This window comes from Microcystis sp. M079S1 (genome assembly GCF_020246425.1).
GTDB lineage: Bacteria > Cyanobacteriota > Cyanobacteriia > Cyanobacteriales > Microcystaceae > Microcystis > Microcystis aeruginosa.
The window spans coordinates 1-18,347 of record NZ_JADBSZ010000118.1; the positions used below are offsets into that span (position 1 = coordinate 1).

Consider the following 18,347-nt stretch of genomic DNA (forward strand, 5'->3'; position numbering starts at 1 on the left):
AACCTTTATAGAGACAGACATTGCCGCAATTTTTGTCAATTGTTGGCGATCTGGAGCGAACTAATCAATTAAATCTCTTGCCAGATAAGGATTGAGTCGATTTATGCCCCCCTATCGAACCATACCAAGTCCCGAAGAGCCTAGATTAGTAAAAATTATCAAGCAAATAATCGCACTGTAGGTCGGTTTGAACGAAGTGAAACCCAAAAAATTAATGTAAGAAATAAAGGCAATGTTGGGTTTCGTTACCTCAACCCAACCTACAAGATCAGCGATCGCGCTACTCATCCCCAAAAACGATCGCCCTTTCTCATCCCCAAAAAGCGATCACACGATGAAAAGAGATTAATTTGTCTAAAAATTTGCTAGACTGGGGGCAATAAAGGCTTATTTTAAAGGTGGTAAGTAAATGTGGTGGCAAAGTTCTCGATTAGACCGTATTGAAGCCAATATGGAGCGTATTGATGCAAGAATAGAACGTCTGGCGGAAATCAGTGAAGCAACGAATCGGCGTATTGATCGGTTTGTGGAGGCTACTGCTCAACAAATGGAAGACTCTAAGGCTCGTATTGACCAACTGCAAAAAGGGATGGAACAGCTTCAGCGTGCAGTTGGCTATTTTTTAAGTCAAGACGGCAGTTAGCGATCGCAATTCCCCCAAAAATGCTCTATACAGTGCTTAATGCTTTGATTTTCGCTATCTCTGTTTCTAAGTTGGGAAGTTTTTGATTATATTTTTGGGCTGTTTCTAACCATAAATCTTTTACCATCAGTAATTCTTTTAGGGTTTCTTCTAAGGTTTCACCCTGAGCCAAACAGCCGGATAGTGCTGGAATTTCAGCGACAAAACCGCCTTCTTCACAGGGATAAATAATAATTGGATAATTCATCTTTAGTTATCTCCGATAATTTCAAGGACTCGACGAATATAAACAGATTTTACTTTTTTATTATGAACAGGTATGACCAAAATAATATCATTTCTTTTAAAAATGTGATGGCTACCTGTAATTCGATCAAGGGAAAACCCTTCTAATTCTAGCAGTTTACAAATATCGTTGAATCTTGCGTTATTAGGACTATTCTTGAGTAGTTCTAGTAGTTTATCCCTTTTAGACACGAGTGAATGCCATTCAACAATGAGCTTGAGCAAAAATCCATTTTAACCCAAAAGGAGAAAACTTTTAAGTACCTAAGCAAAATTAATTACACATTTCGATAAAGCTTTTGCCTTTTGCCTTTTGCCTTTTGCCTATCCTAACCAAGAAATTAATTTTGCACGACTACTTAACAATACACTTGTTCTAACATAGCGGCAGTGAGAGATTTTTGGCCGTGATAATAGAGACGACGATTGAGACAACCGATCGATTTAACATAGGTAGATAGGGTTCCCAGATCATGGGAAATAATTAAAATAGTCATCCACTCATTCAATTCTTGCAACAGGGAAAAAATACTAGCACGCATTTGGGGATCGACACTGGCAGTGGGTTCATCTAAAATCAAGAGACGGGGTTCTACCGCTAAAGCGCGAGCGATATAAACCCGTTGGCGCTGTCCCCCCGAAAGTTCAGCAATCGATCTTTTTTTCAACGCTAACATTCCCACACTATCTAAAGCTTTATCTACCCTTACTTCATCTTTTTTACTATAGCCTTGCCAGAGTTTTTTGCTGCTCAATCTCCCCATTTTCACCACCTCACCCACAGTGATGGGAAATGAGCGATCACATTCGACAAACTGCGGCACATAACCGACTAATTCCCGACCTTTTTGGACACTTTGCCCCAAAATACTGACTTCTCCCCGCCAAGGTTTAATTAATCCCAGTAAAACCTTAAGGAGGGTAGTTTTTCCTCCTCCATTCGGGCCGATAATTCCCAGAAAATCCAGTTCTTCAATGGTTAAATTAATATCTTCGAGGATCGGTTCCTGTTCGTAGCCGGCCCAGAGATGATTAATGGTAATGATCGTTGACATATACAATAGGGCAAAATTAACTTCTTGGTTAGGATAGGCAAAAGGCAATAGGCAATAGGCAAGAGGTAGTTAGATATGTGCAATTAATTGTGTCTAGCTACATATACAAGCAATTACTGATTTAAAACTGTGGCCATTTTTTGGGAAACTTGTCGCAGGTTTTCACTCCAATTTTGAGCAAAGGCACTGATAAGGATTACCTGTCCCCCAATTTCCCTAGCAATAGTTTCGGCACTTTTCTGGCTAAATTCCGGTTGAGCAAAAATAACTTTAATATTCTCTTTTTTGGCCTGTTTGATTAGTTGACTTAACTGGGCAGCACTGGGTTCATTGCCTTCGATTTCGATCGCAATCATCTCTAAACCGTAATCTTGGGCAAAATAGCCCCATTCGGGATGAAATACCATAAATTTTTTGTTTTTAATCCCTGCCAAGTTTTGCCGAATTTCTTGATCTAATGTCTCTAATTCCTGACTGAATTTTTCCAAGTTAGCCCGATAGATAGCTTCCTGACCGGGATCGAGTTGTGCTAGGGTTTGATAAATAGTCTCTGCTTGTGCTTTGACTCGTTTTGGTGATAACCAAATATGGGGATCTAGGGTGTTTTTTCCAGCTTGATGTTTTTCTTCCTTAGCGTGATCATGATCGTGATCATGTTCTGCTGTCAAAGGGATTTTATCTACTCCTTGACTGGTATCGACGATTAACATCTGTTGGTTAACACTGTTTAAGCGATCTTTCCAGGCATCTTCTAAGGATACACCGATTTTAAAGTAGGCTTGCGATCGGGCTGTGGTTTTTAATTGTTCGGGTTTTGGTTCATAGGTGTGGGGATCTGTCCCGGGTTGAATCATGGCATTAACACTGACTCTATCACCGCCGATGCGTTTGACAAAATATTCCTGCGGTACGATACTCACTGTCACCTGTAAGGGTGTCTTTGCTTCCTCTTCCTTGACCGAGGGACCACTACAAGCTGTTAAGCTGGCTATAGTCAGGGTTAAAGCGATCGCTGTTAACTGGAATTTTTTACCCATCGGATTAACTGAGTCTGATTATGATTCTGATCTTATCACAGTCGGTGAGAATCGTTATCATTCTGAAAATATTTCGGTATAGATGTACTGGTTTTTCGTCCTTCGATCTTTCGCTCCCAATTAAAAATTTTCTCTTGCTAACTAACGCTTGACATGATATTATATAGATAATGGAAAATCCGTGCGCCTGCGACCCCCCTCTGGTCAAGTCAAATAAAGCCCAAAAAAATTAACCCCAAAAAGTAGTGGGTGAACTGAAAACTCACAACTGATAACTGATACTCGTTAAGACTGCACCGGAGTTGGGAGCAGGGAGAGGAAGCCTGAGCATTTGTACTAAAAATCCCAAGAGGCAGTATAAATTCAGTAGAGCTTAACTAGAGCTTGCTGAATAAATCTAAAAACCGTGTTGGGTAAAACTTTTAGACTTTTTGGGAAATCAAAAAGTACCGGACATGGGAGTGATCGGGGGGAAAATTAAGTAATTGACCCCCTCAAAATCGGTAAAACCCTACACCCCACACCCCACACCCCACACCCTGTCCCCACGAAAAACTTTTTGCCGCAAACCCTAACTAAAAACCGAGCGCCGAACACTAAAAAATGACTTTTGCCTCCGTTATTCGCAACATTGAAAAATCGCCCTTAACTGCCGAACTTATCCAAAAACTGGAGAAAAACGGCAATTTAACCCTAACTGGCCTTGCCCGCTTACCGAAAGGATTAATAAGCACAGCTTTCGCCCGTTGTCAAGGAAAAAATCTTTTAATTATTTGTGCCAATCTGGAAGAAGCGGCACGTTGGGCGACACAATTAGAAGCGATGACGTGGAAAGGTGTTTTCTTTTATCCCACCTCGGAAGCTTGCCCCTACGAGACATTTAATCGGGAATCCGAGATGATTTGGGGACAGATGCAGGTATTATCGGCAATCAGTCATCAAGAGGACGGAATTGCGATCGTTACCACCGAAAAGGCCCTGCAGCCCCATTTACCCCCTAGAGAGGTTTTCGAGAAATATAGCGATAATTTTGCGGTAGGAACGGTTATAGAAGGCAAAAACCTCGATCTAACCCTAGCTAGATTAGGATATCAAAGGGTTCCACTGGTAGAAACCGAAGGGCAATGGAGTCGTCGCGGCGATATTGTCGATATTTTCCCAGTTTCGGCAGAATTACCGGTCAGGTTAGAATTTTTCGGCGATGAATTGGAAAAATTGCGAGAATTTGACCCTGCAACCCAAAGATCCCTCGATTCTATACCCAATCTGCTTCTTACTCCCACTAGCTTCGCGGCGATGATTGCCCCTTCTCTCCCCCCGACAGTGGCCGATTATCTAGGGGCTGAAGATCGAGAAAAATTGGCTAATGGCATTTATCCAGAGGGAATTGAGCGATTTTTAGGCTTGGCCTTCCGTCAACCTGCCTCTTTATTGGATTATCTCCCCGAAAATACCCTTATTGCCTTTGATGAACTGGAAAGCTGTCAAGCTAGAAGCGATCGCTGGATAGAATATATTGGGGAACGCTGGCAAGAGATAGAACCAGCTTTACCGCAAATTCACCGTTCTTTTGGCGAATCTTTGGAAATATCGGTTAAATTTCCCCATCTCTACCTCTCAGAAATAGACGATCACCTCTCCGAAAATAGTCTTAATCTCTCCAGTCGTCCGATTCCCACCAATCCGGGGCAATTCGCCAAACTAGCGGAAATTTTACGGGGAAAAAGAGAGATTTATAGCGGTATTAAAGTAAATAAGTACGCTACATGGTTAATATCTGCCCAACCCTCCCGTACAGTCTCGTTATTACAGGAACACGACTGCCCGGCCCAATTTATCCCCAATCCCCTCGATTTTGGGGCGATCGAGCGCTTAATCATTCAAAACACCGCTACAGCCCTAAAATACTCAGGATTAGCTGAATTAGAAGGTTTTATCCTCCCCACCTATCGCATAGTCGTCGTTAGCGATCGAGAGTTCTTCGGGCAACATCTTTTAAATACTGCCGGTTACGTCCGCAAACGTCGGCAAGCAGCCTCGGTACAGGTGGATGTGAATAAACTCCGTCCCCTCGATTTTGTAGTACATAAACACCATGGCATCGGACAGTTTATCAAACTAGAAAAGCAGGAAAGCACAATTAGCGGAGTAGTGCAAGGTCGAGATTATCTAGTTATTAAGTATGCTGATGGATTATTGCGGGTTCCTGCCGATTCTGTTGATAATCTCTCCCGTTATCGTCATACAGGTAATCAAGAGCCTGAATTACATAAAATCTCTGGCAAAGCGTGGGAAGCGACGAAAGCTCGCGTCAGGAAGTCAGTTAAGAAGTTAGCGGTTGATTTAATCAATATTTACGCCCAACGCGCCCAAAAATCGGGTTTTGCCTATCCGATGGATAATCCCTGGCAGCGGGAGTTAGAGGATTCTTTTCCCTACCAACCCACTGCTGATCAACTGAAAGCGATACAGGATGTGAAACGGGATTTAGAAAGCGATCGCCCGATGGATCGATTAGTCTGTGGGGATGTGGGTTTTGGTAAGACGGAAGTGGCCATTCGTGCTATTTTTAAAGCTGTCACCACGGGTCATAAACAGGTGGCTTTATTAGCACCAACAACAATTTTAACCCAACAACATTATCACACCCTGAAAGAACGTTTTGCTCCCTATCCCATTAATGTGGGTTTATTAAATCGTTTTCGCACCAATTCCGAGAAAAAAGATATCGTCCAGCGCTTGAAAACGGGGGAATTGGATATAGTAGTGGGGACGCAGTTGTTATTGAGTAAAGCGGTGGAGTTTAAAGATTTAGGATTATTGGTAATTGATGAAGAACAGCGTTTTGGGGTCAATCAAAAGGAAAAAATTAAGGCTTTTAAAAGTAATATTGATGTGTTAACCTTGAGTGCGACACCGATTCCCCGGACTCTTTATATGTCCCTTTCTGGGGTGCGAGAAATGAGTTTAATTACCACACCTCCTCCCTCTCGTCGTCCCATCCAAACCCACCTTTCTAGTTATAATTCTGATGTGATTAGAACGGCAATTCGCAATGAATTGGATCGGGGGGGACAGGTTTTTTATGTAGTACCAAGAATCGAGGGAATTGAAGAAAAAGCGGCAGCAATTCAAGGGATGATTCCGGGTGCTAGAATTGCCATCGGCCACGGTCGTATGGATGAGTCCGAATTAGAGACCACCATGTTAGCTTTTAATAATGGGGAAGCGGATATCTTAGTCTGTACGACTATTGTAGAGTCGGGGTTAGATATTCCCAGAGTTAACACGATTATCATTGAAGATGCCCAAAAATTCGGTTTAGCGCAACTCTATCAACTGCGGGGACGGGTGGGGCGATCGGGAGTACAAGCGCACGCGTGGTTACTTTATCCGGCCAAGGCAGAACTAACAGAAACCGCTCGGGAAAGATTAAAGGCAATTCAAGAATTTACCCAGTTAGGATCGGGGTATCAATTAGCGACTAGGGATCTGGAAATTCGCGGTGCGGGTAACTTATTAGGTGCGGAACAATCGGGACAAATGGAAGCGATCGGTTTTGATCTATATATGGAAATGTTACAGGAAGCTTTGCGGGAAATTCAAGGTCAAGAAATTCCTCAAGTGGAGGATACCCAAATCGATCTGAAATTGACGGCATTTATTCCTAATGATTATATATCCGATCTGGAGCAGAAAATGGATGTCTATCGGGCGATCGCTACTGCTAATTCTCAGAAAACTTTAGGACAAATTGCCGCCGATTTAGTCGATAGATACGGGGCAATTCCTGCACCGGTGGCACAATTATTTAAGGTAATCGAGTTAAAACATCTGGCTAAGTCCCTCGGTTTTTCGCGAATTAAACCCGATGGAAAACAGCATATTATCCTAGAAACTCCTATGGAGGAACCAGCGTGGAAATTATTACAAGAACACCTACCCCAACATATACAATCACGCTTTGTTTATAGTCCCAAACAGGTGACGGTTAGGGGTTTAGGAGCGCTAAAACCACCACAGCAGTTAGATAGTTTATTGGACTGGTTGGCTAAGTGTAAAGATGGTTTACCGAGGGGGAATTAGACTAAATCCTGTTTAAAAAGTATAAGAGAGTGGGAATTATGAATTATCAATTATGAAGTGGGGAGCAGGGGAGAAGATAATCAATAAAAGTAATCTCCTGTCTCAACCGGGAAATTAATTTTGCAAGACTACCTAAGTAGCTGGTTATAATTAAATTAAAAATGGATTTTAGGCTCGATCCCCCCCTGCCCCCCTTGATAAGGTAGGGTTGATTCATGAATCAACCCTACCCTTGATAACGGGGGTATCTGATAATTTTTAACGCCTACCTACTGATGAGGTGCTTTGGGGACGGAGAGAGAGGGATTCGAACCCTCGTTAAAGTTACCCCTAAACAGCATTTCCAGTGCTGCGCCTTCAACCGCTCGGCCATCTCTCCAATTGAGGTCACGATCATCAATCCTACAGCAAATGCTGCCGATCTGTCAAATTATTTTTCTTTTTCCGACGATGACCGATCAGGTTAAACTTCATCTTGAAGGGAAACGCTGTCAGTTAAGCACACCCTAGATATTGATTTAAGATTGCGGCTGTAGCTAGACCAGTTTTTTGCCAACTAAACTCATCGGCCCGTTTTTTGCCTAGATGACTTAATTTTGACTGTAATTGTCGATCTTGAGCGATAATTTTCAGGGCATCGGCCAGGGCCTCGACTCGATAGGGATCGATTAAAATTGCCGCTGTTGCCGTGACTTCCGGCAAAGATGACAAATTTGAGGTAATGACGGGTGTACCGCAGGCCATAGCCTCTAAAACGGGCAATCCAAAGCCTTCCCAGAGACTAGGGAAGACTAAAGCAGTGGCTTGACTGATCACCTTGGGCAGCTCATCGTAGGGGATATAATCGAGAAATTTAATGCGATCGCTGACTGCTAATTCCCGCGCTTGTTGTTGTAAATTGGGGGTATAACGGCGATCAAAGCTGCCAGCAATCCAAAGATGATAATCGCTTAAATCTGGGGGCAATTGGGCAAAAGCGGCGATTAAACGCGGTAAATTTTTATAGGGATTGGGACGACCGAGATAGAGAAAATAGGGATGCTCTGGCTTATTATCTTGAATAGGGCGAAAGTGATGATGATCGTAGGCTAGGGGAATAGAAGTAATTTTATCGGCGGGAATTTGATAATATTCAGTGATATCTTTGGCCGTTGCCTGAGAGTTACAGATAATATGTTTTGCCTGTTGTAATACCTGCGGCACATAATAACGGAAATATTGGGTTAAGGGGGAAGTAAAACTGGGAAACCGTAGGGGAATTAAATCGTGAACCATGACGACAAAGCGACAGGGAGAATTTATCGGCGCTTCTGGAAGGGGAGAAAAGAGTAAATTGGCCTTTAATTGTCGGTAAATTGACGATAACCGAAACTGAGTCCAGAGTAAGCGTTTTAAATGACCTTTCGCTCCTCGATCGGGGGCGAGACCCTTGGGGATAGAATAACAGTTAAAGTCGGGATAACTATTAGCTGTTAGTAGGGTTGGTTCTAAATTTTTCAGGTAGGGTAAGAGGTTAAGAATGTAGGTACTGATTCCCGTGGGTTGGGGAAAAAGTACCGAGAGATTAATTAATAATTTAGGCTGTGTATTCACTAATTACCCTGTTGATATTTGCTGAGAATTTCTGAGATATATTGGTAGCCTTCCAGTCCAATAGATTTAATCAGCGAGGAACGTTCCTGACTGAAAGTCTGTTCAAAAGCTGCGATATTTTTGCCGCGAATAACCGTTAATAGACTAGCAGCTTGTCGCCATTCTACTGCACCGATTTCGTGTAGCCAATACATTCCTAGAGAACCCATATAAATTGCCTGTTCAAAATTCTTGTCTTGATAGTAAGCTTCGCCTAAATAAGTTAGTAATAAACCTTGCAGATATACATCTCCGTAGTATTTGGCCGATTCCAATCCTTGCAGGAGAATATTAATCGCTTCTTGGGGTCTTTCGAGGATAAGATATGCTAGACCTAAACTGCTACAACAAAGGGATTTACTCTGCCAATCTTGGAGACTTTCCGCTAACTTTAATCCCTGTTTTAAATACTCGATCGAACTTTGATAAATTTCTGGATCATATCTCTCTAACTGTTGCGCTTCCTGTACCTGACTATAACCCAAATTAGCTAAAGCGTTAGCCTGTCCTAAACTATTACCCTGTTGACGACTTAAAATTAAAGCTCTCTGACTTAAATTAATCGCTTCTGCATAGTTTTTCTGGATAGCATTGAGACGGGATAAATGGTTTAAATTAGCTATTTCACAAGCATAATCCTGTTGTTGACGGGCAATTTCTAAAGCTTGTTGATGACATTCTCTGGCCTGTCGATAGTCGCCGCGAATGCGATTAGAATAGGCAATTAAAGTTAAAATTCTCGCCTTTTCTCCCGTGCCTTCCACATAACGTAGAGGAATTGATAAATAGTCTAACGCATCCTTGAGATAACGGCCAGAAAAGGAGGCAAAAATTCCTCCATATAAAGGAAAATAGTCCCGTTGAGCAAAAGTCCTCAGAATTTGTAAAGCCATCTGAAAACAGCCCCGACTATAGAGGGAATTTTTACTAACTTGCTCGAAACTATTGGTTAACAGTGACCAAATTAAAGCAAAGGTGAGAAAGGTAGAAATGGATAATTTTGCTCCTAATTTTTCGCTATAGATGCGCTGATCAAAAAAGTTAATTAGTCCTCTTTGGATATATTGAAAAACAATGGCAGTTTCTACCCAATCGGTTAAAGTTAAATCCTGAGTGAGAGGAGCAAAAGCTTGTTGATTAGCTAAACTTTCTAAGACTCGTTTTAACCAAGAGGGATTAACTTTACTTGCCCAAATTTGCCAAGGGGTAACTCGCTCATTATCATTAGTAAAACCAAGATTGCGATTTTGTTCGTAGAGCCAACTGGTGAGATAACTCGATAAATTTGACCAAGTATTTAACCCCAGATTAATCCCCGTGGCAATTTGCCATAAATCCGCTTCTCCCCGCTGCTGAGAAACTGTCTGTAAATGCTTGGCTAACTGTTGTAATTGTTCTAGGGTTAAAGCATTATTTTGATTGGGATCAATTAAATTCACTAAAGTCAGTAAACGATCCTCTCGATCGATTTTAACCAGATTATTGATCGCCGCTGCAGTGAGAGAATTTTGCTGATTGGTTTTTTGATATTTTTCCCATTCACTTTCGATCGTTTCCAAAGCCCGCAAAACCCTAGTCGCTTTAATTTTTGTTTCTAACTGTGAGCGAGTAACGATTATTTTTTCGGTTAAACAACGCTCAAAAATTTCTCCTGTGCCATTTTTTACTCCCTCGGCTAAAAGGTTATAAACCTGTGATTTAGCCCTAATTTTTCCTTCCAAAGTTAGATTGACAATGCGATCAATTAGTGCATTATAAGTTTCGTTGAAGTTATCTCTATTTTCTGTCATAGGGGGTTTTTCAGTTATCGGTAAACAGTAATCGGTAATCAGTAATTAGGGAGCGGTAAACAGCAATCAGTAATCAGTGAACCGAAAACTCACCTCTGATCACCGAGTCACTGATCACCGATAAGGCTGATATTTGGGAGAATTGTCTAGAAATCATGACAAAAGTTCTTTAATGGTTGAGCAGGCGCGAGATAAGATAATCTATGTATAGAATTTAACAAAAAATCTGGTTAACGGACATTGATCAAGTCGATAGCACAGTGTCAAACGAGTTCTTTTCCCGCTCAGGTATGGCAATTAGATCACGGCTTAACCGTAATTCATCAGTATTTACCCGTGACTCCTGTGGTGGTGGTGGATGTGTGGGTGAAAGCAGGTGCGATCGCTGAACCCGACCCATGGTTAGGTATGGCCCATTTTCTCGAACACATGATCTTTAAGGGGACGAAAAAACTTCCCCCCGGACTCTTTGACTATTTAATCGAAAATTGTGGCGGAATGACCAACGCTGCCACCAGTCACGATTACGCACACTTCTATCTCACCACCAGTGTGGATCAAATTGAACATACCCTACCCCATCTGGCCGAAATTCTCCTCCATGCTGAGATTGACGATGAGGAATTCTATCGGGAAAAAGATGTAGTTTTAGAAGAATTACGGGCCTGTTATGATGATCCCGATTGGATTGCCTACCAAACCCTCTGCGGAAGTATCTATCAAAACCATCCCTACGGACGCTCTATTCTAGGTGATCAACCCTGTTTAGAGCAATTAACCCCCAATCAAATGCGCTGTTTCCATCGCACCTATTATCAACCGGAAAATATGTGTGTGGCGATTATCGGGGGAATTGAACCCCAAGCAGCTTTAGAAATTATCCGGCAATCTTTTCGGGAATTTCCCGTCCCCTCGGAATCCCCTGCGAATCTAGTGGCTGCCGAACCCCCCCTGATCGAAATTCGTCGTTCCCAAGTATATTTACCCCACCTAGAACATTCTCGTCTCTTGATGGGATGGACTGGACCAGGATGCGATCGCCTAGAAGATGCCTTTGGATTAGACTTGATTTCGGTAATTCTTGCCGGGGGACGCTGTTCGCGCTTAGTGCGACAGCTGCGGGAAGAAGCGCAAATCGTCCTCGATATTAACAGTAATTTTTCCCTGCAACGAGATTCCAGTCTCTTTACCATCGGCGCTTGGCTATCTAGCTCACAAACCGCGGCAATTGAAGCTATTATCTGTGAACATATCCAACATCTGCACGATGATCCCGTCACCCCCGCAGAATTACACCGCACTCAACAGTTATTAGCTAACGATTATATTTTCTCCACAGAAACCCCGGGCCAATTAGCGGGACTCTATGGATATTATCAAACCCTGAGAGCTGCCGACCTAGCAACGATCTATCCCCAAGTTATCCAAAGTTTTCAACCGTCAGATCTACAACGTCTCGCTCGTCAGTATCTCTCCCCGGAGCGATATGCTATTACAATAATGCAACCCTGTGAATAAACGATGTCCGCTTCCCCCATTCACCGCTTAACCTTAGAAAATGGCATCACCCTTTTAGTGGTGGAAAATACGGCCGTGGAGTTAGTTGCAGGGAGAATTTTTCTCAAAAATGCGGGTACTCGTTGGGAAAAAACCGAAAAAGCGGGTTTATTTCGTCTCTTAGCCGTGCTGCTCACCAAAGGGACAGAAAAGTTATCTTCCCTAGAAATTGCCGATCGAGTTGAGTCCACGGGGGCCGGTTTAAGTGCCGACACGGGGACTGATTATTTTGTGGTTAGTTTAAAGACCGTTACCAAGGATTTTTTAGATATATTGCGTCTAGCGGCGGAAATTATTCGTTTTCCCAGTTTTCCCCCTCCAGAAATCGAATTAGAGAAAAATCTCACCCGTCAAAGCATTCGCTCTCAATTGGAACAGCCTTTTAATGTGGCTTTTAATCAATTACGCGCAGCTATGTACCCCGATCATCCCTATGGTATGTCTTTATTGGGTACGGAGGCAACGGTTGCTCAATTGCAACGGGAGGATATGCAGGCCTATCATAGTCGCTTTTTCCGTCCCGATAACTTGGTAATTAGTCTTTCTGGCCGTATTACCCTGGAGCAAGCAGTAAAAGCAGTGACGGAAATTTTTGGCAGTTGGTCAATTCCCGATCTTCCTTTATCTAGTTTACCCCCCGCCGCTTTTGATTTTCAGCCCACCTGTTTAACTACCGTCCAAGCTAGTCAACAGGCGATCGTTATGTTAGGATACCCCGGCTCTTCTGTGCAAGAGGATGATTATGCCGTTTTAAAATTATTGAGTACCTATCTGGGGAATGGGTTATCTAGTCGTTTATTCGTGGAATTGCGAGAAAAACGGGGATTAGCCTACGATGTTTCCGCTTTTTATCCCACCCGTCTCGATTCTTCCCAATTTGTCATTTATATGGGAACTGCACCCCAAAACACAGCCATGGCCCTGTCGGGATTGCGTCAGGAAGCAGAAAGGTTATATAAAGTAACTTTGAGCGAGGAGGAGTTACAGTCAGCTAAAAATAAGTTATTGGGTCAATATGCTCTCGGTAAACAAACTAACGCCGAAATCGCTCAATTATACGGTTGGTATGAAAGCTTAGGTTTGGGGATTGAATTCGATCGCACTTTCCTGGATTCTATTAATCAGATTACTGCCGAACAAGCGCGATCGGTAGCCAGTAAATATTTTCAAAATCCTTACATTTCTTTAGTCGGTCCAGAAAATGCGATCGCTGAAATTCTCTAGTAAGATCAAAAAGCAGCAACAAAAAACTATTGCCGCTGCTATTTTTGATTAACTCCCCGGGTGGGATTCGAACCTACGACCAATCGGTTAACAGCCGACCGCTCTACCACTGAGCTACCGAGGAAGGCTACTCACAATTAATAATTATAATCATAAGTCCCTCAATAATGCAAGTGCTTTCTGGATTTTTTCTCAAAAAAATTTCCGGTGCCGGTAGCGGTGGGCGGAGAATCCACTATTGTGGAGATAAGGACACCATTAAGTCTAGTCTATGCTTGCCCATCACCGCCGTCCCGTTTCCTTCTGTCTGCTCTCGACAGATCTACCCATCCTCTCCTCTTTAGACACTGCCGCTACCCTCTACCAAAAGGATCACCACCGGTTTCATCTTCTCCTCAATCAACCACCAGTCGCTCTCCCAGAAATAGAGACACTTAAACCCGAAAATAATCAAAATAAATTAATTTGGCTAGAAATTTCAGCCAATCGGGTAATTATGACCATGCAGGGCCAGGGAAGATTCGCCTATCGTCATTTTTGGGAGCAAGGGGTTTTTGGTGTCAGTCGCTACTGGTTAAATGCCGAAAGTTCTCAACCGGGTTACGCTTTTCGCCTCGGCAACTATACCCGTAGTCTCAAATTAGAGGGGAATAATTTCCCCGAATATTTGCGTCTAGAGTACGAATTATGGTCAGATAACCTGATTTTAGGTCATTATGTCCTTCATTTGCAGGTACACCAATAAATAGGGTTGGCTGAATAGAGCTAAAAACCTTGTGGGATAATAGTTTTAGACTTTTTGGCAATCAAAAAGTGCCAGCCGGTGGCAAAATTTAGGCACTTTTTCCCCGACAATTAGTTAATTGTCGGGTGGATTCAAGAAATTAGTCCTACACTAAACTAAGAGCCGTATAAATAGACCGTTAGACAGAAATCGATAAATACACTATTGTCGTATCAATTATGAAATCATTTCTCATCACAGTAGCTGGCATTGTCCTTAGTTTTGTTGCATCTTTATATGGTACTACTTGGCTTGCTATCTTTTCGACTGTGATTGCTTTGATAGGTGCATACGCCCAATATAAGGATGCTTCACCATATGAGTTTGTTTTCAATGACAGATCATGGGAAGAGGGAGAAGGAAATTTCAATCTGGTGATTCATAGAAAGAAGCATAAAAAGGTCAATCCAACAGTTACAGTCTATGAGCTTCGAGATCAAAGCTACGAGTTAATTATATGTGACATCAAGGTAGATAAAAACGACGCAATTATTATATGTTCGGTTATTCGTTCCAATGGCAAAGTAGTTATAATATAAATGATGTTATAATCGTACACACTCCAGTTGGCCGTAGGGTGCGTTCCCTAATGCAAGTCCTGCTGCTCCAGCGCTCGCTTTTGGGGAACGCACCATGCACATTGATGGAAACTGTGAAGTTAGAAGCATGAAAACCAACCCCCGATCATGTTACGCTACCGCTAACCCGTCCTACAAATAATTGTGCCTCCCTACTTATCAAAAAAATGTTTGATATTATGCTTAAAATTTCTAAAACCTCTCTTCAAGTATTAGGCAGTGAAATATTTAATCAGATAACCAAAAGTAAATAACTAAAAACAAAACATTTATTAAATCAAAAAAGGTTGAACATGGTAAGAAATGCGACAAATAAATTATTGCAAAATGCTAAAAAACTAAAAAGTGACGAGTTTTATACACAACTTTCAGATATAGAAAGTGAGTTGCAACATTATAAAAGTCATTTTGAAAATAAAGTAGTTTATTGCAATTGCGATGACCCCCGAATTAGTAACTTTTTTAAGTATTTTGCTGCAAACTTCAAAAAGTTAGGTCTAAAAAAAATAATAACATCTTGTTATCGAGAACAAGTCAGAGATTTATTTAATACAGAAGAAGATGAAAAGGGTTTTTTCTTTGAATATACAGGTACAGATAGAGAAAAAAATAAACCTAGTTTAACTGACATTATTTACTTTAATGGGGATGGAGATTTTCGTAGTCCTGAAAGTATTGAACTATTAAAAAAGTCCGATATCGTTGTTACTAATCCTCCATTTTCATTATTCAGAGAATATGTAGCTCAATTAGTTAAATACGATAAAAATTTTTTGATAATTGGCAATATTAATGCAATAACCTATAAAGAAATTTTCAAACTAATTAAAGAAAACAAAGCCTGGTTAGGAATAAATCTTGGTAGAGGTATTTCTGGTTTCATTGTTCCCGAACAATATGAACTTTATGGAACAGAAGCTCGTATTGACAATTCTGGAAATAGAATAGTTTCTCCAAATAATTGTTTATGGTTAACCAACTTAGACACATCAAAACGACAGGAAGATATGGCTCTCACAAAAAGATATTTTGGCAATGAAGCTGAATATCCAAAATATGACAATTATGATGGAATTAATGTCAATAAAACCCAAGACATTCCCTTAGACTTCAAGGGTGTTATGGGTGTACCAATAACATTTTTACATAAATTCAATCCCGACCAATTTGAAATAATTAAATTCAGGAAAGGGAATGATGATAAAGATTTATCAGTAAATGGGAAATGTCCTTATTTTAGAATACTAATCAAGAATAAACGAATCCAAACTGAATATATTGATTTAACTGACAAAGAAAAACAATGTATAACTCAGTCCTAGGGTGCGTTCCCTAATGCAAGTCCTACTGCTCCAGCGATCGATTTTTGGGAACGCACCATGCACATGGATTGCAGCTGTGAGTTTATTACGATTGCACCTAAAAATCAGCGAATTTCTTGACAAATGAAGTTAAATAGGGCTTGCTGAATAATGGTAAAACCCTTTTAAAATATCTTTGTTCGGTGCGGTAGGAGTAATGCGGTAGGGCGGATCGTCTCTCGCACTACGTCCAGAAGTTTGCGAGGTGGAGGGGGGTTCATTGGGAAGTACGCTAATCGGCATAACACGCTTATTGTAATATCATACAGAAAACTTCTTGCGATCATTCCATTTGAGAGTAATATACGGAAAAATTCTTTAAAAAGTGGGTATTTAGCGTAATATACGGAAAGTTTCCAGATAATATGTAGTTAGAAGTCGTACCATCGCAAACACTTTCCACGTTGCATCAGGCCTGTTCGTCTTTCGTGCTTCACAGGCTGGTTCTTTCGGTTTTTTGTTGCGGTTTCCTTTGCCTCTTTTCTTTGCGCGTACCTCAGCTATTGCTGTTCTTTCAGCGCGTGGTTATCATGGGCTTTTGCTTAAACATTTTTGCAATGCGTCAGTTTTCTTTTTCGTCTGTGCTTGCCGTGCCAGTCTTTCGTTCCATTGGCGGCAAACCTTTTCTAACCCGGCGTTGCACCGGAGCCGGCGAAGCCGGCCCGGTGATCTTTGACGTTATGCCGCAAGTCCTCGGTTGGGACAGTGGCTTGAAGTTGCTTGCGGGGCATTCATTCACGATAAAAATTGCTTGGGATGGGTAGCTGTAACGACAATTTGTAACTACAATTGGTTATTGTAGCTGTCGTTCGGTTATGGAATATGAATGGGATGAAGCAAAACGTCTTGCTAATCTTCGTAAGCACGGAATAGATTTTACCGATGTTCCAGCCGTGTTTGATGGGGATATTGTAACGGTTGAGGACGACCGTTACGGTTATGGAGAGCAGCGTTTTGTCACATTCGGTTTGTTGCAAGGGCGAGTGATTGCCGTTGTCCATACAGAACGTGAGGATTGCACCCGTATTATTTCTGCAAGAAAAGCGACGAAATATGAACAACGAACCTACTTCGAGCAACTCTCAAACTGATTGGCCACGATTGGATGCGATGAGCGATGAAGATATTGATTTATCAGATTGTTCAGAGATTACGCCAGAAATGTTTGCTAAGGCGGTAGTGCGGCGGGGTTTACCTGTCACAAAAGCCAAGGCTCAAGTTACACTCCGCATTGATAGCGATGTATTAGAGTGGTTTAAGTCTCAAGGGCGTGGCTATCAAACACAGATCAATCAATTGCTACGAGCGTATATGGAGGCACATCAATAACAGGCAGATTCATGTTGTTGTATTTGAAAACAAGGATTGCAGCGGCATAACGTTCGCTGGCTTAGCCGTAGGGTGCGTTCCCTAATGCAAGTCTTATTGCTCCAGCGATCGATTTTGGGGAACGCACCATGCACATTGATTGCAGCTGTGAGTCTAAGTGCGATGCCGAAGGCACTGCGTAGCAGTACGCCGATCTTGTAGGCTGTGTTAATGAGATGTAAAGCCCCTGACTTTGGCTTGATCTATTCGGAGCTTTTTCCAATGGGTTACAATGCCAATAAATAGGGTTTGCCGAAAAAGTTTGTTGGTGGGGTTAGGAGTCGGTCGTCAGGAGTCAGTAGCCGGTCGTTTCAGGCTTTGTTGCCCTCTTTTTTCGTACCAATTTATGTACTAAAAGAAGGATAATGCCAGGTTTTTGAAGGTCTTAATCCTATTTTCGCAGCATGAACATCGGATTTTAACAGGTGAAAACCCTTATTTTAAAAGGGTTTTACCATTATTCAGCCAGCCCTAAATAGATAATCTACAAAAATTCCTAATCATGGTAATCCGTCAACCGCGCTATAGCAAAGAGGAATTTGCCCGCCGAGGAGATGATATCTATGAATCTCAAGTGCGTCCCAAAGTTGAGTCAGGCAATCATGGCAAAATTGTGGCGATCGATCTTGAAACAGGAGACTTTGAAGTTGACGCTCGTGAAATGGCTGCTTGCATTGACTCGAAGCCCGTCATCCAGATGCACAAATCTGGATTGTTCGAGTGGGTTCTCGCCATGTTCGCCGATTTGGTGGACGGACAAAGAGATCAGTATTACTTAGTGCTGGCTGAAAATTACTGGAAGCCTGACTAGAAAACGGTTTTGGGACTTTTTTAGCCCAAAAAGTGCCAGAGACAAACGTTGAGAAATCGATCCGAGGGACTCAAAACCCTTGCACTTTCTGGAGACGAACACAAAGGGTTCCGCTTCCAGGCACGCCAGGTCATTC

Annotated in this window: 16 protein-coding genes, 2 tRNA genes and 1 pseudogene; 11 read left to right on the plus strand and 8 right to left on the minus strand. The window is 42.0% G+C overall.

Annotated elements, in window-relative coordinates; genetic code table 11:
- Positions 1-409: 409 nt before the first annotated feature.
- Positions 410-643 carry a hypothetical protein gene (locus IM456_RS07795; protein ID WP_149986411.1) on the plus strand — a complete coding sequence of 78 codons (234 nt, stop codon included), beginning with the start codon at positions 410-412 and terminating at the stop codon, positions 641-643.
- Between the two features lie 25 nt (positions 644-668).
- Here the strand turns inward: IM456_RS07795 and IM456_RS07800 are convergent, their stop codons facing one another.
- From IM456_RS07800 to IM456_RS07815, 4 genes are all read right to left on the minus strand, one after another.
- Positions 669-890: a type II toxin-antitoxin system HicB family antitoxin gene (locus IM456_RS07800; protein WP_061431100.1), complete on the minus strand. Its 222-nt coding sequence runs from the start codon at positions 888-890 to the stop codon at positions 669-671.
- Positions 891-892: 2 nt separating this feature from the next.
- Entirely contained in the window at positions 893-1,120 is a 228-nt protein-coding gene (locus IM456_RS07805) for a type II toxin-antitoxin system HicA family toxin (protein ID WP_002790649.1), read from the minus strand.
- A gap of 167 nt (positions 1,121-1,287) precedes the next feature.
- A complete protein-coding gene (locus IM456_RS07810; RefSeq protein WP_353737721.1) occupies positions 1,288-2,031 on the minus strand; it encodes a metal ABC transporter ATP-binding protein in 744 nt (247 codons plus the stop codon).
- Between the two features lie 65 nt (positions 2,032-2,096).
- Positions 2,097-3,020, minus strand: a complete 924-nt coding sequence (locus IM456_RS07815; protein ID WP_287691169.1) for a metal ABC transporter solute-binding protein, Zn/Mn family — start codon at positions 3,018-3,020, stop codon at positions 2,097-2,099.
- 603 nt (positions 3,021-3,623) lie between these two features.
- On the opposite strand from IM456_RS07815, the gene mfd reads away from it, so the two are divergent.
- A complete protein-coding gene (gene mfd, locus IM456_RS07820; RefSeq protein WP_149986415.1) occupies positions 3,624-7,106 on the plus strand; it encodes a transcription-repair coupling factor in 3,483 nt (1,160 codons plus the stop codon).
- A 292-nt stretch (positions 7,107-7,398) separates the two neighbouring features.
- Here mfd and IM456_RS07825 read toward each other — a convergent pair.
- The 3 genes from IM456_RS07825 to IM456_RS07835 all read right to left on the minus strand — a co-directional run bounded on the left by IM456_RS07825 (position 7,399) and on the right by IM456_RS07835 (position 10,528).
- Positions 7,399-7,485: transfer RNA gene (locus tag IM456_RS07825), tRNA-Ser, on the minus strand.
- 116 nt (positions 7,486-7,601) lie between these two features.
- Positions 7,602-8,699: a glycosyltransferase family 4 protein gene (locus IM456_RS07830; protein WP_287691836.1), complete on the minus strand. Its 1,098-nt coding sequence runs from the start codon at positions 8,697-8,699 to the stop codon at positions 7,602-7,604.
- Entirely contained in the window at positions 8,699-10,528 is a 1,830-nt protein-coding gene (locus tag IM456_RS07835) for a tetratricopeptide repeat protein (protein WP_149986418.1), read from the minus strand. Before IM456_RS07835 ends, IM456_RS07830 begins: the two co-directional genes overlap by 1 nt.
- A 240-nt stretch (positions 10,529-10,768) precedes the next feature.
- Between IM456_RS07835 and IM456_RS07840 the strand changes: the two genes are divergently transcribed.
- Positions 10,769-12,046, plus strand: coding sequence for a M16 family metallopeptidase (locus IM456_RS07840; protein WP_149986420.1), 1,278 nt, complete (start codon positions 10,769-10,771; stop codon positions 12,044-12,046).
- Between the two features lie 3 nt (positions 12,047-12,049).
- The gene (locus tag IM456_RS07845) at positions 12,050-13,309 is read left to right on the plus strand and encodes a M16 family metallopeptidase (protein WP_149986422.1); all 1,260 of its coding nucleotides are present in this window, start codon (positions 12,050-12,052) and stop codon (positions 13,307-13,309) included.
- 52 nt (positions 13,310-13,361) lie between these two features.
- Here IM456_RS07845 and IM456_RS07850 read toward each other — a convergent pair.
- A tRNA-Asn gene (locus tag IM456_RS07850) sits at positions 13,362-13,433 on the minus strand.
- Positions 13,434-13,580: 147 nt separating this feature from the next.
- Between IM456_RS07850 and IM456_RS07855 the strand changes: the two genes are divergently transcribed.
- The 7 genes and pseudogenes from IM456_RS07855 (at position 13,581) to IM456_RS07890 (ending at position 18,189) form a co-directional block, all read left to right on the plus strand.
- Positions 13,581-14,054 carry a hypothetical protein gene (locus IM456_RS07855; protein WP_287691838.1) on the plus strand — a complete coding sequence of 158 codons (474 nt, stop codon included), beginning with the start codon at positions 13,581-13,583 and terminating at the stop codon, positions 14,052-14,054.
- Between the two features lie 218 nt (positions 14,055-14,272).
- Positions 14,273-14,632 carry a hypothetical protein gene (locus tag IM456_RS07860; RefSeq protein ID WP_061431110.1) on the plus strand — a complete coding sequence of 120 codons (360 nt, stop codon included), beginning with the start codon at positions 14,273-14,275 and terminating at the stop codon, positions 14,630-14,632.
- Between the two features lie 332 nt (positions 14,633-14,964).
- The gene (locus tag IM456_RS07870; protein WP_287712762.1) at positions 14,965-15,993 is read left to right on the plus strand and encodes an adenine-specific methyltransferase EcoRI family protein; all 1,029 of its coding nucleotides are present in this window, start codon (positions 14,965-14,967) and stop codon (positions 15,991-15,993) included.
- A 524-nt stretch (positions 15,994-16,517) separates the two neighbouring features.
- On the plus strand, positions 16,518-16,796 hold the full coding sequence (locus IM456_RS07875; RefSeq protein ID WP_149986426.1) for a hypothetical protein: 279 nt from the start codon (positions 16,518-16,520) through the stop codon (positions 16,794-16,796).
- A gap of 51 nt (positions 16,797-16,847) precedes the next feature.
- Entirely contained in the window at positions 16,848-17,123 is a 276-nt protein-coding gene (locus IM456_RS07880) for a BrnT family toxin (protein WP_002785632.1), read from the plus strand.
- Between the two features lie 19 nt (positions 17,124-17,142).
- Positions 17,143-17,361: a BrnA antitoxin family protein gene (locus IM456_RS07885; protein WP_253881154.1), complete on the plus strand. Its 219-nt coding sequence runs from the start codon at positions 17,143-17,145 to the stop codon at positions 17,359-17,361.
- A gap of 541 nt (positions 17,362-17,902) precedes the next feature.
- A pseudogene (locus tag IM456_RS07890) lies at positions 17,903-18,189 on the plus strand (hypothetical protein).
- Positions 18,190-18,347: the final 158 nt, after the last annotated feature.

Coding starts and splice junctions, on each gene's coding strand:
- IM456_RS07795 (WP_149986411.1), top strand. CDS start 410: ATGTGGTGGCAAAGTTCTCGATTAGACCGTATTGAAGCCAATATGGAG.
- IM456_RS07800 (WP_061431100.1), bottom strand. CDS start 890: ATGAATTATCCAATTATTATTTATCCCTGTGAAGAAGGCGGTTTTGTC.
- IM456_RS07815 (WP_287691169.1), bottom strand. CDS start 3,020: ATGGGTAAAAAATTCCAGTTAACAGCGATCGCTTTAACCCTGACTATA.
- mfd (WP_149986415.1), top strand. CDS start 3,624: ATGACTTTTGCCTCCGTTATTCGCAACATTGAAAAATCGCCCTTAACT.
- IM456_RS07835 (WP_149986418.1), bottom strand. CDS start 10,528: ATGACAGAAAATAGAGATAACTTCAACGAAACTTATAATGCACTAATT.
- IM456_RS07845 (WP_149986422.1), top strand. CDS start 12,050: ATGTCCGCTTCCCCCATTCACCGCTTAACCTTAGAAAATGGCATCACC.
- IM456_RS07855 (WP_287691838.1), top strand. CDS start 13,581: ATGCTTGCCCATCACCGCCGTCCCGTTTCCTTCTGTCTGCTCTCGACA.
- IM456_RS07860 (WP_061431110.1), top strand. CDS start 14,273: ATGAAATCATTTCTCATCACAGTAGCTGGCATTGTCCTTAGTTTTGTT.
- IM456_RS07870 (WP_287712762.1), top strand. CDS start 14,965: ATGGTAAGAAATGCGACAAATAAATTATTGCAAAATGCTAAAAAACTA.
- IM456_RS07880 (WP_002785632.1), top strand. CDS start 16,848: ATGGAATATGAATGGGATGAAGCAAAACGTCTTGCTAATCTTCGTAAG.
- IM456_RS07885 (WP_253881154.1), top strand. CDS start 17,143: ATGAGCGATGAAGATATTGATTTATCAGATTGTTCAGAGATTACGCCA.